Source organism: Flavobacterium sp. Root420, from assembly GCF_001427905.1.
Taxonomy (GTDB): domain Bacteria; phylum Bacteroidota; class Bacteroidia; order Flavobacteriales; family Flavobacteriaceae; genus Flavobacterium.
On the sequence record NZ_LMEF01000029.1, the window covers coordinates 578,338 to 596,381 of the forward strand.

The following is an 18,044-nucleotide window of genomic DNA, read 5'->3' on the forward strand; positions in this document are numbered from 1 at the left end:
ACTTTTTTGCCACACATTCTTACAAAATAAATCCACCCTCTATCTCTTTAAAATCACAGCATAAGCGATTTTTTACTATCAGTAAAATCCTAAGTACTTTTACGCTTTTTGAAAGCTGATTATTACAATTTTTTATAAACACCGTAGTCAAACCGTAGCCAAAAATTGGGGTCTTGGGTAGTTTATTGGTTAATATTGTCATCTTATTAATACAATATTCATTTGTTTTTTGAAAAAAAGCAGATTTATTGTGTTAATAAGCGTTACTAACAAAAAACTACAAATAATGAAACAAAAAGACTCTTTTTTCGGCCGACCACCGAAAAGCAATTATTATTTTTTAAAAAGGGGTATCATTCTGATGCTATTTTTTCTTACACCTTTTCTAAAACTTCATGCCCAATGCAACACCTTAATTTGGGCTGATGAGTTTAACGGAACAACCGTAGATTTGACCAAATGGCAAAGTATTTCCGGAAACGGCTGTCCTTCGCTTTGCGGATTTGGAAATGGCGAGGCACAACGTTACGATCCCAATCAGGCTACTATTGTAAAAGAAGGGACAAACAGTTACCTAAATATTCAGGCGAAATACGAACCAAATGCATCATTTCCGCAACAGCCGTATTCGTCTGCAAAATTGACTACTGAAGGAAAATATGCCGTTAAATACGGAAGAATTGAAGCCCGTATGAAATTATCTTCCGGAATGGGAGCGTGGCCTGCTTTCTGGATGTTACCGGCAGGCACAGCCAATTGGCCTTTTACAGGTGAAATTGATATCATGGAAGCCAAACACAGAAATCCAAAATCTATTGATGGAACTATTCATTATGACGGAGGAGGATATCATTATACCGGAAGAAGTTATAGCTCACCAACTGATTTATCGACTGAATTTCACGTTTATGCCGTAGAATGGGGACCCAATATCATTAAATGGTTTATTGACGGAAATTTATTTCATACCGCTACACCAAATACTACCGTAAATGGGGGATGGCCGTTTAATGATCAAGAGTTTTATATCATTTTGAATCTGGCAGTTGGTAGTTTAGGAACGCCTTATACAAGTGTAAACGGTGCGGGAGTGGAGCCAATTCCGGCAGACTTCCCTGCAAAATTACAAGTAGATTACGTTCGCGTTTATAGCGGTAGTTTTACCTATGGCGTTTTGGGTGATGCAACAGTGTATCATAATGAAACCGCAAAAACCTATTCTATCAATGCAATTGCAGGGGGAGCTTACAACTGGACGGTTCCTGTGGGAGCGACGATCACTTCAGGACAAGGTACAAATACGATTACGGTTAACTGGGGAACAACCGGTGGAGATGTTAGTGTTGCGACAACTGTTTCAGGCTGTACAGCCAATACGTATAAATTGGCCGTTACAACAGAAGCACCTTTGCCAGTGGAGAGAATCCATGAGGATTTTCAATCGAACCGAAATATCGTATACGGAAACAAAACAGGAGTTTTAACAGAAGCTGTTGCTAATCCATCGGCTACCGGAATTAATAGTTCTGCTTCAGTGGGAAAATATGTTCGTAATGCTTCTGAATTATATGATGTTTTGAATATCAAAAATGTAACAATCAGCAATGCCAATGATTATGTGTACGGAAGAAAAAAGCTTTCTTTTGATATTTATACATCGGCGCCGGTTGGGACAAAGATTTCTATGCAACTGGAAAACAGTCTGGTAACAACGGCAACTAATTTTCCGTCAGGAAGACATAGCGGTTACAAAGCCACAACAACGGTACAAAACAAATGGGAAACAATTGAATTCGAGTTCGAAAAAGTAATTGACCCAAATACAAGCGCCTTGACAATCAATAATGTGGTGTTTCTTTTTGAATCGAATTCGAATTCCGGTGCCACTTATTATTTCGATAATGTGCTCACAAAAGCAGCACCCGAGAAGCCAATTATTGCTACCGATGTGCTGCAAAACTACGATGGCATAAATAAAATCATTAAAGGAACGACAACCGGAACATATACTGTAGTTGCAAATCCGGGTGCCAATTCGGTTAACTCATCTGCCAATGTGGCGAAGTATGTTCGAAATGTAACCGAACAATACGATGTGTTATTCTTCAACACACAAAGCACAATCGAAGATGCTGGTTTACTTAAGAATCAGACCAATAAAATCATGATCGATGTGTATACTTCGGCGCCAATCGGTACGGTTGTGAGTTTGAATTTAGAGAATAGCGCAACATCGCTTCCTGCGAATTTTCCAACAGGAAGAAACAGTAATTATGTAGCGATTACTACCAAACAAAATCAATGGGAAACGCTGACTTTCTATTATAATTCAAGCCCTGATGAAGGAACTTCAAACCTGGCAATCAACCAAATGGTTATATTGGCCAACTCAGGTTCTTACACCAGCGATACGTATTATTTTGATAATATCAGAATTGGTTCAACCAAACTTCCGGATACTTTTACGCCTGGAGTTGTGTATGAAGATTATCAAAGCACACACAATATCACGTTTAGAGATGCCATCGGAACGTATACTCCAAACGCTGCAAATCCAAACGTGAGCGGGATTAACACGTCTTCAAACGTTGGAAAATATGTTAGAAAAGCAACGGAATTGTATGATAATTTTTCGTTCAATACCACATTAACCAACATTGGAGAATTTAAAGCAGGAACTAAAAAGTTTGCTATGGATGTGTATACTTCTGCACCTGTTGGATCTATAATTTCCTGGCAGGCAGAAAGCAACGCTTCGATTCCGTCAAATTATCCTGCCGGAAGACATAGTATTTATCAGGGTGTTGTAAAACAAAGTAATGCCTGGCACACGGTTACTTTTACGTATGCAAGCTCACCTGATGCATCGACATTAGAGAGCGAAGTAAATCGTTTTGTTTTCTTGTTAGAACCGGGAACGAGTTCTGGAAATACCTATTATTTTGATAATCTTAGAGCTGTAAATTTAGTTTCTACAGAAAATCCACCGGCAACTTTGCCAGCGCCATGGGTTAGTACCGATTTAGGGGCTGTAACTCCGGCGGGAGAAGCAACGCACGCCAGCGGAACTTTTACCATAAAAGGCTCAGGAAATGATATTTGGGAAACCAGTGATCAATTTCAATTTGTAAACCAATCAATTACAGGTGATGCTGAAATTATTGCCAAAGTAAATTCGCTTACAAACACGAATACTTACGCCAAAGCCGGAGTGATGTTCCGTGAGACACTTACGCCAACTTCTAAACATGCCATGACCGATGTAAGTGCAGCGGCAGGAGTAGAATTTTTATCCAGAGATGCTGTTTCAGGAATCACAACTGCTACCGTAGCGACTGGAACGGCTCCAAAATGGATTCGTATCATAAGATCAGGAAATGTGTTTACCTCTTATACTTCAGATAACGGAACAACCTGGACACAGCTTGGTACGCCAAGAACGATTGCCATGGCAAGTACCATTTACGTCGGAATGGCTGTAACATCCCATGCAAATGGAACTTTAACAACAGGAGTTTTCAGTGATGTTATTGTTCGAAATATTAGCGTTCCAACTAATACCAATTTAGCTTTAGGGAAAACAACGACAGCTTCTACAGAAGAAAACGCTACTTATTCTTCGGCGAAAGCCACAGACGGAGATGCAGGAACACGTTGGGCGAGCAGTTTTGCCAATACAAGCGAATGGATTTATGTTGATTTGGGAAGCAATTACAACATCAATCGTGTGGTTCTAAAATGGGAAGCTGCTTTTGCAACCCAATATAAAATACAGATTTCGACAGATACTGTTTTCACAGAAAATGAAACCGTAAATACCCAAAGCGCCAGCGACGGTGGAACTGATGATTTGGCCGTAAACGGAACAGGAAGATACCTTCGAATTTTATGTAACACAAAAGCCTTGACTCCATACGGATATTCACTATTCGAAATTGAAGCTTACGGATCTGCATCAACAGCGAAAAAAGCTGCAGTAGCTCCTGAAGATACTCAGGTGACGGCAACAGAATTTGTGATGTATCCTAATCCGGCGCGTAATTATATCCAGCTTTCAATACCTGAAAAATTAGACAATAAAGTAATCACCATTTACAATGATTCAGGGACATTACTGCTGGATAAAAAACTGGATGCTGATGTTAACGAAAGTCAGATTGACATTAGCCAGTTAAAAAGAGGCATTTATATTCTGAATTTCAAATCAGATCAAAAAAGCTGGTCTAAAAAACTGATCAAGCAATAATTAAAACAGGCTGGGTGTAATGATCCTAAATAGTTACACCCGGCTTTTTACGCATAGCTATTTTCTCATTATTACTAATTAATTAAAAACCAATTTATTAACCTAAAAGAATTAACAATGAGAAGTTTTAAATTACTAAAGACATTTTTTGCTGTAATGCTGTTTGCATTACTGTCTAATTTGATGTATGGGCAGGGGCCTATACCTTTTACCATCAGCAATACCTCCACCTTTAACGACAACGAATTGTATGTGGCTATTGTAGGTATTGATTACACTACCGGAAATCACGTTTGGGTAAATGCCAAAACGAGTCAGGTTTTACCAATGAGTTCGTCTTATAACACAGTTACGGGACCAACAATTGGTGGCAACACGGGACCGGGACAAAACTCAAAATATGCCAATTGTTTTACCAAGTTGAGTGAGATTCCGAACAAAACTTTTACTCTGCCGCAAATTGCAGGTTGTAGAGTTTTTATTGCCAAAGGACAACAGTTGTATTTTTACTTTTTTGGAGCAAGTGGAGCGCCTTCTGGCTATACTTCGCCAAATCCGTTGAATGCAACGGATCCGAATCAGGGAATTTTGTATGAAATCATCGAATTGACCAATAATCAATATGGTTTCTTTGGAAATCCTTCGAGAGTGGATTCGTATAAATACCCAATGGGATTGGAGTTATTTGGAGCAAACGGCTATCAAAAAAGAGTAGGTGAATTAAAAAAACACGCTGATATTGTAGCGGCTTTCAAAGCCAATGTTCCATCAGAGTTTCAGGGTTGTGTAAATGACGCTACAGGAGAAATTACAGCGCCATCAAAAACACCCGCTTTCGCAGATGGAACCGGAGGAACTTCTGTCGGACCTCAGGCCAACTACCTAAAATCTTATATTGATGCCATTTGGAACAAATATAAAAATGAAGATTTAATATTCTTTGCCGGTGATGCCGGAGTTTTCAAAGGAAGAGTCATTGGCGAACAACTGGAAATGGTTGGACAATCAGGAGGTTTTACGGGCCGTACCGGAAGAGTTCAAAACCGACCTTCGACTCAGGAAGCGCTTGAAGGAAAAGGCGTTCTTGACAGAAGATTAGTCGACGGAGATTTAGATCTTGTGATTCAGGCACAACTAACAGCTGCGATTAACAGACATGTTGTAAATACTACCACTGCAAATCCGGGACAACAAAACTGGTATGATGCATCAAAATTCTATCAGGTAAATCCAACGAATCATTATTCTAAATTTTGGCATTTGCCAGGCATTAGCGTTGATAATCTGGCATACGGATTTGCTTATGATGATGTGGCCGATCAATCGCCATCGCTTCATTCTCCACAGCCAACAAAAGTAATTGCTAGTTTTGGAGGTTATGCCGGATCAGTTCCTTCAGTACCGGCTACCACAGATGTGATTACGGTTTATAAAGATTGTAACTACACCGGTTTTTCTGGCGGACTAACTATTGGTGATTATAATCTGGCGCGTTTGAATACTTTGGGTGTTTTAAATGATGACATTTCTTCGCTTAAAGTGGCAAAGGGTTTTCAGGCTATTTTGTATCAGGATGATAATTTTACAGGAGCTTCAACCGTAATTAATTCTGATAATTCCTGTCTAAATACAACCTGGAATGACAAAGTATCTTCTATCAGGATTCTTGCAAACGGAACGACTACTTTAGGAAATCAGACTTTCTTTTTACAAAACAGGAACAGTAACCTGAATATGGATGTCTGGAACGCAAGTACGGCAAACGGTGCTAATGTGGCGCAGGGAACTGTAAACGGGGCCAACAACCAGAAATTTACTTTTACGCATTTGGGTGACGGTATGTATAAAATTATCGCCAATCACAGCGGACAATCTTTAGACGTAAATAACTTTAATAAAGACAATGGCGCCAATGTAGAGCAATATCCATACAATGCTACTTCAAATCAGCAATTTATATTGGTTGCAACAGGCGATGGCTTTTATAAAATTGTAGCCAGACACAGTGGTAAATTAATAGAAGTTGCAGGTGCAAGCACAACAAGTGGTGCCAATGTTCAGCAATGGCAGGATAACGGCCAGACGTGCGCACAATGGAAATTAGTTCCCGCGACAAGTTCGCAAACCTCTGTTTTAATTCAGGCTGAAGATTATTCTGCCATGAACGGTATTCAGGTTGAAGCAACCACAGATACAGGAGGAGGTTCGAATGTAGGTTATACTGAAACGGGTGACTGGATAGCTTATAACAGCATAAGTTTTCCAACTACCGGTTCTTATTTAATCGAATACAGAGTCGCAAGTGCTGTAACTGGCGGTAAATTATCATCTGATTTAAATGGAGGAACTATTGTATTGGGCAATGTTGATATTCCAAATACGGGAGGATGGCAAAACTGGCAAACGGTTTCTCAAACGGTAAACGTGAATGCAGGAACTTACAATTTTGGAATCTACATTCAGAACACCGGAATGAATATCAACTGGATAAAAATCACAAAAGTGGGTGCTGGTCTGGCTGCTAAAGCGGCTGTAGCTTCAGTTGAAGAAGAAACCCCAGTCGAAACGGTTTTAAATGTTTATCCAAGTCCGGTTGAAAATACCCTTTTTGTTACCACAGATATTTCCGGAGAAAACGTAAAAATTGTGGACTCACAAACCGGAACAGTTGTTTCAGCTTTAAAAGGCAATAACAATGGTATCGATGTTTCGCACTTAAGAAAAGGAATCTATTTGATTGTTTTTGAAAAAGAAGGTAAACAGACGATCAAGCGCTTTATAAAAAAATAGTTTTAAAAACGGATTTTAGGCTTCAAACTTAGATTTCAGATTGATTTGCCCCTGATTTTTAAATGAAGTAAGTGGAATTTGGTATCAAGTAATTTGGTATCAAATTCCATCTAAAATCTAAAATTCCATTTATAAATCCCTTTAATCTATTAAAACAAATTACTATGAAAAACAATTACAAAACAATGCAGCTAAAATGGATGATCATTTTGGCATTGGGTGTTTTTAATTTAGCAATTGCCCAAAAAAAAGTTATCGCTTACATTCCCAACTGGATCGATTTGAATGCTTTTTCAAGCAGTATTCAGTACAGTAAATTAACGCACATTAATATTGCCTTTGAGAATCCGGATGCCAATGGATATCTGACTTTCAATTCAGGAAGCAATACCATTATTAATGCGGCACACGGTCAAAATATTAAGGTTTTTGTTTCCCTTGGCGGTGGTGCAGTTTCAGAAGGTGGTGCCATTCGCGACAATTATTTTAATCTGATTACACCGGCAAACAGAACAGCTTTTGTTCAAAAAATCTACGACTATGTGGTGGCCCACAATTTTGACGGAGTCGATGTCGATTTAGAAGGTCCTGCAATTAATGGCGACTACGGAGGTTTTGTAATTGCTTTGGCCAATAAACTGCATGCCAATGGCAAATTGATTTCAGCAGCGCTTTCAGAAGGATATGGCGGTGCCAATGTACCTGCATCTACTTTTGCAGCCTATGACTGGATCAATATCATGGCTTATGATGCAACAGGTCCTTGGGCACCAAATAACCCGGGACAGCATTCTCCATACAGTATGGCCGTTAATCAGTTTAATTACTGGACAGGAAGAGGTTTACCGGCTAGTAAAGCCATTATTGGATTACCTTTTTACGGATATGGTTTTGGAGCTTCGGCCAATCAGGGAATTTCTTATGCCAATATTGTAGCGCAATATCCCGGAGCAGAAAATGTTGATCAGGTGGGAAATACTATTTATTACAACGGAATTCCAACGATCAAAGCAAAAACAACTTTTGCGATTCAAAATGCCGGCGGTGTAATGATTTGGGAATTATCTCAGGATGCTGTTGGTTCTAAATCCTTATTGACAGCCGTAAATCAGGTGATTACCGGAAGCCAGCCACCAACAGGCGGAACTTTAATCCAGGCGGAAAACTACTCGACAATGAGCGGCGTTCAAACAGAAGCCACAACAGATACTGGCGGAGGTTTAAACGTAGGTTACGCAGATACAGGCGATTGGATGGCGTATTATAACATCAATTTTCCAACTTCGGGTAATTACGTAATTGAATACCGTGTAGCGAGTGCTGTGAACGGAGCCAGAATATCATCAGATTTAAGTGCAGGAACAATTCAGTTAGGAGCAATTAATGTACCCAATACAGGAGGATGGCAAAACTGGCAGACCATCACGCAAACAGTTAATGTAAACGCCGGAACGTATAACTTCGGAATCTATATTCAGAGTTCTGGTGTGAATTTAAACTGGTTCCGAATTACAAAATCGGCTTCTGGTTTGGCAGCAAAAACAGCTTTAACAGAAACAGTTTCTGAAGAAAAGATTGAAAGTCTGACTATTTATCCAAATCCTACAGAAAGCACTATTTTCTTTACTGCTGAAGTTTCAGGAGCCAATGTGAGTGTTATAAATTCTCAGGGTGGTGACACGGTTTGGGTACAGAAAATCGTTAACAACAGTCTTGATGTTTCTGGTTTAAAATCGGGAATCTATCTGATTTTAGTAGAAAAAAACGGAATCAAAACAGTAAGACGTTTTATTAAAAAATAGATTTTAAAAGGGTGCTATTTCTTCTTTTTTATTAAAAGGAGGAATAGTGCTTTCTTATTATCCACTCCCATAGCTATTGGGATAAAAGATTAAAAAGATTTTATTTCACGCAGATTCCGCAGATTTGAGCAGATTTAATTTGGATAATTTATCTGCGTGTATCTGCTTAAATCTTTTTAAAATCTGCGTGAAAAATAAAAAGTAACCCCAAATCTACCTTACATATGAACACCAATTACAAATTTAGGTTAAGCTTATTTCTATTTCTGGCTTTTAGCAGTTTTGCAATTGCACAGACTTCCTTAGGCTCGACCAAGACTTTTATGAATACTTTAAAGCAGGAACTGGTGACCAGTACAACCTCAAAAAGTACAGAAAAAACCATTTTACTTCAGGTTGAAAATTCAAAAAACTTTAAAGGGAAAATCAATTATAAAGAATCAAATGCGTCTAGTGAATTCCTGATTGGAGAAATTAAAGATGTTCCGGAATCTTCTTTTTTCGTTAAAGTATTGGATAAAAAGCTTGAAGGTCATATTATTTTAAAGAAAACAAAAGAAGCCTACAAATATTATTCAGATGCTCAGGGAAATGCCTATGTTTCTAAAGTGGATATTAATACCATTGTTTGTATCAATTTTGATGATATGCCTGAGAACACTAAAAAAACAACAAATAAAACAGCCGCGGTCGCTGCAATTGCACCGGCCTTATTGAATTTACAAAGTTTACCGGGTGCGGCAGGTTGTGTACTATTAGATTTTGACGGCTATAATATGCCGGCAGGAAATCTATGGAATAACGGAAACGCAATCAATGCAGCACCATCAGGAATGAGCGATGCTGATGTTCAGCAACATTGGGAAGTAGTGGCAGAAGATTACCGACCTTTTAATCTAAATGTGACTACAAGTGAAGCCGTTTTTAATTCGTATCCAAGAAACAGAAGAATGCGCGTGGTGGTAACTCCAACCAATACTGCAGCTCCGGGAGCAGGAGGTGTCGCTTATATTGGTTCCTTCAATTGGGACAATGATGTACCTTGTTGGGTATTTATTACTTCGGGTAAATCGGGTGGAGATGCCTCAGCGCATGAAGTTGGACATACTTTCGATTTGGGTCATGATGGCCGTACCACTCCAAAAGAAGATTATTTTGTTGGGATAAACAATACTTCGTGGGCACCCATTATGGGAGCGGGTTATTACAGGCCTGTTGTGCAATGGAGCAAAGGAGAATATGATTATGCCAATAACAAACAAGATGACGTTGCAACTATTGCAGGTTCTAAATTTGGAGTTGGTTACAGAGGCGATGATTACGGGAATACTACAGCTTCTGCCACCACTTTGGATTATAACGGAAGCGGTGCTATTAATCAGAAAAACGGAATTGTTTCAAGTGAAGCTGATTATGATTTTTTTACGTTTACTACGGGAGGCGGAAATGTATCTATAAATGCAAATACGGTTTCCAGAGACGGAAATCTGCATCTTTTGCTTCGATTGTATAATTCGGCCGGAGCCGAAATGGGAACGTACTGGAATTCTGATCCTTTTGCTTTAAATGCTTCAATGAATGTGAATTTGCCTGCCGGAAAATATTTTATTGGTGTTGACGGTAGCGGAGCAGGAAGTGCCGGTTACGGAGGATATTCGGCTTACGGTTCTATCGGAAGTTATTCGATTACCGGAACGATTCCGCCAGGGGGGAATATAGCCGCTTCAACCGATGTTATTACAGCTTACAAAGATTGCAATTACACTGGATTTTCAGGTGGATTGACCATCGGAGATTATAACCTGGCACGCTTAAATTCTTTGGGAATCTTAAATGATGATATTTCGTCACTTAGAATTACGCAGGGTTTTCAGGCGATTTTATATCAGGATGATAATTTTAGCGGCGCTTCGACTGTAATTAATTCTGATAATTCGTGTCTGAATACAACGTGGAATGACAAAGTAAGTTCGATTCGAATTCTGGCCAACGGCGTTACCACTTTAGGAAATCAGACTTTCTTTTTACAAAACAGAAACAGCGGTCTCAATATGGATGTCTGGAATGCCAGTTTAGCTAACGGAGCCAATGTCGCGCAGGGAACTGTAAATACAGGAAATAATCAAAAATTTACTTTCACCCATTTAGGTGATGGCCTTTATAAAATTATTGCCAATCACAGCGGACAATCTTTAGATGTAAATAATTTTAATAAGGATAATGGTGCCAATGTGGAGCAATATCCATACAACGGAACCACCAATCAGCAATTTATTTTATTTGCAGCCGGTGACGGATTTTATAAGATTATTGCCAGACACAGTGGTAAACTGGTCGAAGTCGCAGGAGCGAGCACGGCAAATGCTGCGAATGTACAGCAATGGCAGGATAATGGCCAGACTTGTGGACAATGGAAATTAATCTCCACCACAACTACCCAAACTTCAACTTTAATTCAGGCCGAAGATTATTCTGCAATGAGTGGCATTCAGGTAGAAGCCACGACAGATACTGGAGAAGGATCGAACGTTGGTTATACCGAAACGGGCGATTGGATTGCGTACAATAACATCAATTTTCCAACCACAGGTTCTTATTTAATTGAATACAGAGTGGCAAGCGGTGTAACCGGAGGCAGATTATCATCTGATTTAAACGGAGGAACGATTATTTTAGGAAATGTTGATATACCCAATACTGGAGGCTGGCAAAACTGGCAGACGGTTTCGCAAACTGTAAGTGTGAATGCCGGAACGTATAATTTTGGAATCTACATTCAAAATACGGGCATGAACATTAACTGGATTAAAATCACCAAAATTGGTGCAGCTGCTATAACCCGTGAAACTTCATCTATTATTGAAGATGAAAAACCAATTGATGTTGTATTTAATGTATACCCAAATCCGGTTTCAGAGACCTTATTCTTTACAAAAGATGTTTCGGGAGGAAATCTGAGTGTAGTTGATTCTCAAACAGGAAATGTAGTTTTATTTCAAAAAATAAATGATAATAGTTTGAATGTTTCTAATTTGAGACAGGGAATTTATTTAGTTGTTTTTGAGAAAGATGGAGAGAAAACGATTAAGCGTTTTATTAAAAAATAATCCTAACCCATTCGCCATAATGGTTTAGATACATTAATTTTAAGGTTTTAATGTAATGGAAGGCTGTCAGAAATGGCAGCCTTTTTTATGCAGGTTCCCATTTGCCGTTTTCTTTTGCAAGATTAATCATAAGTTGGCCATGTTCGGTGATTAAACCTTGTTCAATCATCTTTGCTGCGCGGTCTTTGTTGGGCTGGCTCCATTTGCTTTTCTTCGGATTTCTGGGCGTATAAGTCAGATAGAAACTTTCAAAATCCCTTTTTTTGCACAAACTATCAATCCAGCCAAAACACAAAGCTTCTTCCGTTGCATCATTTAGATTGATGCTTTCGACTTTACTTTTTTTGTGGTATAAAATCAACCAGACTGATTTTTCTGTTTGAGAATTTTGCTGTAACCAATCGCGCCATTCTTTTCTGGTTTGGGCATAAATGGCTAGTTTTCCGTCTTTTGTTTCCATGATTAATTCCAATTGCTGATATAAATTTAATGAAAAAATTTAACCGCGTAGTTTTTTAACCGCAAAGTGCGCAATGATTTTATTTTGATTGTGTTTACAACCGCAAAAGTTCGCAAAGCTGGATTGACAAAGCTTTGCGAACATTGCGTAAATCTTAGCGAACCTTGCGGTTAAATAATTAAGCACTAAAAATTATTATTCGGTAACAATAAGTTAAAGGCTTTTCATCTATTAATATATAAAATTGCAAATCCCCATTTATGAAAAACTTAATCGATGAATTTTAAATATACTTTTCTAAATAAAAACAGTTCTTTCATATTGTTTTTCATTTTTTTCAACTTCAATATTTCAGCGCAAAATCCAAAAAATCTTAATGGTACTCAAATCGCTTTTTTATCTGATGTACACTTACAGGATTTATTCGGGACGTTTTCAGATAATGATTATAAAGGTGTTCTGAATCCAAAAACTGGTCAGTATGTTTTATTAAGAACGATGGCTTCTCAATTGCATTCTACCCGAATATTCAATGAAAATTATTTTGCTTTTATAGCTGCTTTGGAGGATATCACAAAGCGAAAAATTAAATATGTGGCACTTCCAGGAGATTATACAGATGATGGTCAGCCCATTCACGTTCGCGGCTTAGAGAAAATTTTAGAGCAATACAGCAAAAAATATAATATCGAGTTTTTTATCACAACTGGAAATCATGATCCGGTTGGACCTTTTGCACAAGATTCCGGTAAAGAAGATTTTCTTGGAAAAGACGGAAAAAACCAGCCCATTTATAGCAAATACGGCGTTTATAAGCCAAATTTAAGTACCGAACAGCCTGTAATTGTAACAGCCGATATTGCCAAAATGGGTTATTTAGGAATCACAGACGGATTAAAAGATTTTGGTTTTTATCCGAATAAAAAATACAAATTTTGGGCAACTCCCTTTTCGACTTATAATAGCCAAAATTATAGTTTTGAAAAAGCTTCTCAAGCCGCTTTACTGTCCAACAGAGTTTATAACGTGACACCGGGTTACGAAGTTCCGGATGTGAGTTATGTTGTTGAACCAATCGACGGATTATGGTTAATGGCGATTGACGGAAATGTTTATATTCCCAAGAAAAATGATGGTGATCCAAAAGATCCTAAAAATTATTCAGAAGCCAGTACAGGTTATAATAATGTGCTTTCAAACAAAAAGCATCTTATAAAATGGGTGGAAGAAATTTCGGCGGAAGCCAAAAAACAAGGCAAAATTTTAATCGCTTTCAGCCATTTTCCGATGATTGATTTTAATGATGACGCTTCCGCGGAAATAAAAGAATTGCTTGGGCCAAATAAATGGCAGTTGAACAGAGTTCCGGTTGAAGAAGTAGCGCAGACGTTTGCTGATGCCGGTTTGAAAATTCACTTTGGTGGACATATGCACATTAACGATACCGGAGTCCGTACCACGCAAAAAGGAAATACTTTGGTGAATATTCAAACACCTTCTTTGGCTGCTTATATTCCGGCATATAAATTATTGACCATTAAAAAAGATAATGTTGTTGATATTCAAACTATCACCATTGATGATGTACCGCGATACGACGAACTTTTTGATTTGTATAGAATGGAATATCAGTTTTTGCAAAACCAACAAACAAAAGACATTTGGAACAATGATATTCTGAAAACCAAAAACTACCATGATTTTACCGATTCCCATTTGAAAGAATTGGTTCGCCTGCGTTTTTTATCGGACGACTGGCCTCCCTCTTTCAAAGATTATTTCCTGAAACTTTCTGCTCGAGATTTATTGGTTTTAGCCAATGTTCAGGCTGACGCTGATTTTGATGAGGTGCTGAAAAACAAGGAAAGATTCCAAAAAGAGTGGGAGGAAGCAAAAGTAAAATCGGCTAAATATTTAAAAGAGAATAAACTAAAAAAAGAAGGTTTTAACTGGACAGGTTATGATTTACTTGTTGACTTTTATCGTTTTAGAAGTGCCGATGAATTGGCTTTAGCCGATGTTGGGACTTTAAGAGCCAAACAATATAAAGTGTTGTCTCAATTGTTTTTTGAAAATCATACAGCCGATACCTCAAAAGAAAAACCACTGCAAAACCAAATGCGATTGTTTTTGATCATTTTCAATAAATTCATGCACGAAGTCCCGGCAGATCATTTTAGTGTAGATTTGAAGACTGGAAAGATTACTGGATTGAAGTGATTTAACCGCAAAGGGCGCAAAGATTTTTTGCCCTAGCTTGTGCTTAGAAAACGCAAAGTCCGCAAAGCTATCTGCACAAAGATTTGTGAATTTTTGTGAATATAGCCTGCGGTTTCAACCGCAGGGACGCCCAGATAATTATTTTACAATATACGTTGGAATCCCGCGGTTGAAACCACGGGCTATGTTTGAAAACTAGATTTATAATTATAATCTTTTTTAAAAAGCAAAGTTCGCAAAGCTTTGTCAATTATAGCTTTGCGAACCTTGCGGTTAAACTTTACTTATTTCAATAACTTGAAACCTGAAACAAAGAAAACTTGAAACAAATTATTTACCGCCATTAACAGGATCAACTCTCACATAAGTTCCATCATCATATTTGATCTGATAAGGAGAATTGAAAAACGTACTTGGCAAATAATAATCCGTTGTGATGATTTGTGCTCCTGATTTTTTCGCAGCCTCGAAGTGTGAATAATCATTTTTTCGGGCTTCTTTGGTGTCCGAATCTGCTCTGGTTCTGATGATGTAGCCTTTTTTAACTAAATCAGCAATTTGAGGATCTTCAGAATTATTTCTGAATAATGTCGCTGCTTCTGGTTTTCCTGGCTCGGCGTTGATAAAAACAGCGCGCCCTTTTAGTGAAGGATGATTCAAGGCATACAAATCTCTTTTGGCTCCATTGTTATCCAAAATAAATAAGAATTTACCTTTTGCTTTTTTCAGTGTTGGCCAATTGTGGTGCAAAACCGCTTCTTCCAACGTTTTATATTTGCCACGAACCATATCTGGAGTGATTAATTTATTTCCTAAACCTTTTCTAAGTTCTTTGTCTAAAGCATCAAATAATTCGGGTGTAAATTTCTCGGCTTTTGTACCCAAGTGGCTATCGTCATCTTTTGGTTCCAAAGTAATAAAAACCGGAACGTGATCAGGATTGGCATCAGACCATTTTTTTAATTCTGCAAGGCAGTTTTGAAGTGTATAGCACGATGTTCTGAAATCAATATCAATCATATGAAAAACTTTAAAACCCGGTTTTTTCATTTCGCCATTTGGATCGTATGCTTTTTCAGATTTTGCAAAATCCAGGCCCTTCGGATGGGCATATTTTCCGCCTTTAGCATCACCCTGAACATCAATTTCAAGATTTCTCAACCCTTTATTTAATTGTTCCGTAATTGGAATATGTGTGTATTGCAAACCTTTTAAAGAACGGCTTGTGTCTTTGGCCTGAATGATATTGTATAGATCAGTTTCAATGGCCTGACGGTAACTGTTATGAGAGCCAATTACCTGAATTTGATTGATTTTTAGATTATCGTCTTGTGCCTGAGCGCTGTTGTTTATAGCGCCGGCAAGAAGTAATGTAAACAAAATTTGTTTCATGATGTAAGGTATAAAAAGTGTTTCCAGATTAGGGGACGCATCAAAAGAGAATACTTTTTTATCCATGACTAAAGTAATAGAAAAATTTGAATTTTATGTTACATTAAAAAAAAGAAATCGCAAACCGATTGTCATTTTTGCCTTAAAATAGTAGTATTTATACAGCAAAAGAATTCATTATTTAATTTAAAGTTAACCTTCAGGCAAAAAACTTTGGTATAACATTTTATTATTTTACATCATCAAATACTACCAAAATCAGCTATGAAGAATCCTGAACTTTTTGAACAAACGTATACCCAATACTGGAAAAAGCTCAATGCGTTTTCGTATACGATGACTCAGGATAAAGATTTGGCGCAGAATGTTGTTCAGGATGTTTTTATTGATTTATGGGAACGAAAAGACGATTTGAACATTAATGCAATTGAGCCGTATTTATTTCGAGCCGTAAAAAATCAGGTCTTTAAACATTATCAAAATAATCGGTTTGACAAGACCATACTGGAAGATCAGTTCGAAGATTATATTATTGATAATTTCGCTTCAATCGATCCTGAAGTAATGGATTCACTTTATTTGCTGTTAGATAAACTTCCGGAGAAACGAAAAGAGGTTTTGTTGATGTACAAATTTCAGGATATGTCAATCGATATGATTGCTGACGAACTTGGAATTTCGAAGCAAACGGTTAAAAATCAAATTTCTTCTGCCTTAAAACAACTTCGAGAAGGCTTAAAAGACCTGGCCTGGCTGGCTCCATACATCATTTTGCATCAAAAATTTTAAGATAACTTTCTGTTGATGTTTTGATAATATTTCCCGATAGTACGATTTCGTGATTCCGGTACTTACTTGTAATAATAACCTGTTAGGGTAATTAGCAATTTTTTGTTTAAACACATAGAAACATAGATTTTTCTTTAAAGAAAAGGAGAATTTAAAAAACTAGTTTTCATACATAGCAAAACGTAAAACGCCATGTTTTTTAAGGCAAGTGAAACGCCTTTAATGAGTGAAAAACTATATCCTTATGTGTTGAAAAAATTACACCAACATGGACGAATAAGTAGTATGATAAAAAGAATCAAACATAGTTTAGAACATCTTATAGATAAAAGTTCACGAAATAAAACATCAATGTCAGAAGAAAATCTATTAAATGATTTTGCTTTTGACCAATATCAAAATTCAAAATGGAATGAAACTCAAATGGGAAATCCTGATGAAGTTTCGCAAAACATATACAAAGGAATTCAACTTCGAATAGGAAAGAAGGAAAGCTTCAATCCTTATTTAAAATACATGGCCGCTGCCAGTATTCTTTTTCTTGTTGGTTTGGGATTTTTTTTCAAACCAGGTTTTTCAGTTGAAAAGCACTTAACATTTAAAACTTTAGATACCCCCAAATCTATCCAGTTAAATGATGGCTCGAAAATTTATCTGGCAGCAAATTCTATATTTCAATATCCTGAAAAATTTCAGGGAAATGAAAGAAAGGTTTCGCTGTTAAAAGGAAATGCATTTTTTGAAGTGGCCAAAGACAAAAAGCATCCTTTTATTATTACTTCCGGCGAAATTAAAACAAGGGTGGTTGGGACTTCTTTCCACATTCAGTTATCAAAATCAAAATGCGAAGTGATTGTTGTAACCGGAAAAGTAAATGTTACTTCAAAAGGGCAGAGCGTTGATTTGGTTCCAAATGAAGAAGCCTTGTTTGAATCTCAAAAACTGACCAAACAACTGGCAGATAAATCCTATTTAGTGAATTGGTACAACACTGATGTTTCGCTAAATCAAACGACTCTTAAACAGGTTATCACCATTTTACAATATAAATACGGAGTTTCATTTCAATATAATAATGAAAAAGTACTAGCAACGCCGTTAACGGTATTTATTAAGAAGGACGCATCATTAGAGCATGTTTTAGAACAAATAAATTATATCACAAACCTAAAATTTAAAGTTTATGACGAAATAGTAAAAGTGGATTAAAAAACAAAAAGCAATTGCTGAGAACAACT

General features: G+C 37.4%; 9 protein-coding genes. 7 read left to right on the top strand and 2 right to left on the bottom strand.

Annotation, left to right across the window (positions count from 1 at the left end):
- The first annotated feature begins 361 nt into the window (after window positions 1–361).
- The 4 genes from ASC72_RS16730 to ASC72_RS24300 all read left to right on the top strand — a co-directional run bounded on the left by ASC72_RS16730 (window position 362) and on the right by ASC72_RS24300 (window position 11,945).
- Window positions 362–4,246, top strand: coding sequence for a family 16 glycosylhydrolase (locus ASC72_RS16730; RefSeq protein WP_241775736.1), 3,885 nt, complete (start codon window positions 362–364; stop codon window positions 4,244–4,246).
- 117 nt (window positions 4,247–4,363) lie between these two features.
- A complete protein-coding gene (locus ASC72_RS16735) occupies window positions 4,364–7,036 on the top strand; it encodes a beta-1,3-glucanase family protein (RefSeq protein WP_056193171.1) in 2,673 nt (890 codons plus the stop codon).
- 164 nt (window positions 7,037–7,200) lie between these two features.
- Entirely contained in the window at window positions 7,201–8,838 is a 1,638-nt protein-coding gene (locus ASC72_RS16740; protein ID WP_056193174.1) for a glycosyl hydrolase family 18 protein, read from the top strand.
- 224 nt (window positions 8,839–9,062) lie between these two features.
- Window positions 9,063–11,945, top strand: coding sequence for an RICIN domain-containing protein (locus ASC72_RS24300; protein WP_241775737.1), 2,883 nt, complete (start codon window positions 9,063–9,065; stop codon window positions 11,943–11,945).
- 85 nt (window positions 11,946–12,030) lie between these two features.
- Here ASC72_RS24300 and ASC72_RS16750 read toward each other — a convergent pair whose 3' ends face one another.
- Entirely contained in the window at window positions 12,031–12,405 is a 375-nt protein-coding gene (locus ASC72_RS16750; RefSeq protein WP_056193175.1) for a YdeI family protein, read from the bottom strand.
- A gap of 276 nt (window positions 12,406–12,681) precedes the next feature.
- On the opposite strand from ASC72_RS16750, the gene ASC72_RS16755 reads away from it, so the two are divergent.
- Window positions 12,682–14,625: a metallophosphoesterase gene (locus ASC72_RS16755; protein WP_056193178.1), complete on the top strand. Its 1,944-nt coding sequence runs from the start codon at window positions 12,682–12,684 to the stop codon at window positions 14,623–14,625.
- Between the two features lie 330 nt (window positions 14,626–14,955).
- On the opposite strand, the gene ASC72_RS16760 is transcribed toward ASC72_RS16755, so the two are convergent.
- Window positions 14,956–16,017, bottom strand: a complete 1,062-nt coding sequence (locus tag ASC72_RS16760) for a phosphatidylinositol-specific phospholipase C1-like protein (RefSeq protein WP_056193602.1) — start codon at window positions 16,015–16,017, stop codon at window positions 14,956–14,958.
- Window positions 16,018–16,281: 264 nt separating this feature from the next.
- Here ASC72_RS16760 and ASC72_RS16765 point away from each other — a divergent pair, with 264 nt between their 5' ends.
- Together ASC72_RS16765 and ASC72_RS16770 are read left to right on the top strand one after the other, a co-directional pair.
- On the top strand, window positions 16,282–16,806 hold the full coding sequence (locus ASC72_RS16765) for an RNA polymerase sigma-70 factor (RefSeq protein WP_056193181.1): 525 nt from the start codon (window positions 16,282–16,284) through the stop codon (window positions 16,804–16,806).
- Between the two features lie 192 nt (window positions 16,807–16,998).
- Window positions 16,999–18,015 (top strand): FecR family protein, encoded by a 1,017-nt coding sequence (locus ASC72_RS16770; protein WP_241775738.1) that lies wholly within the window; start codon window positions 16,999–17,001, stop codon window positions 18,013–18,015.
- Window positions 18,016–18,044 lie beyond the last annotated feature (29 nt).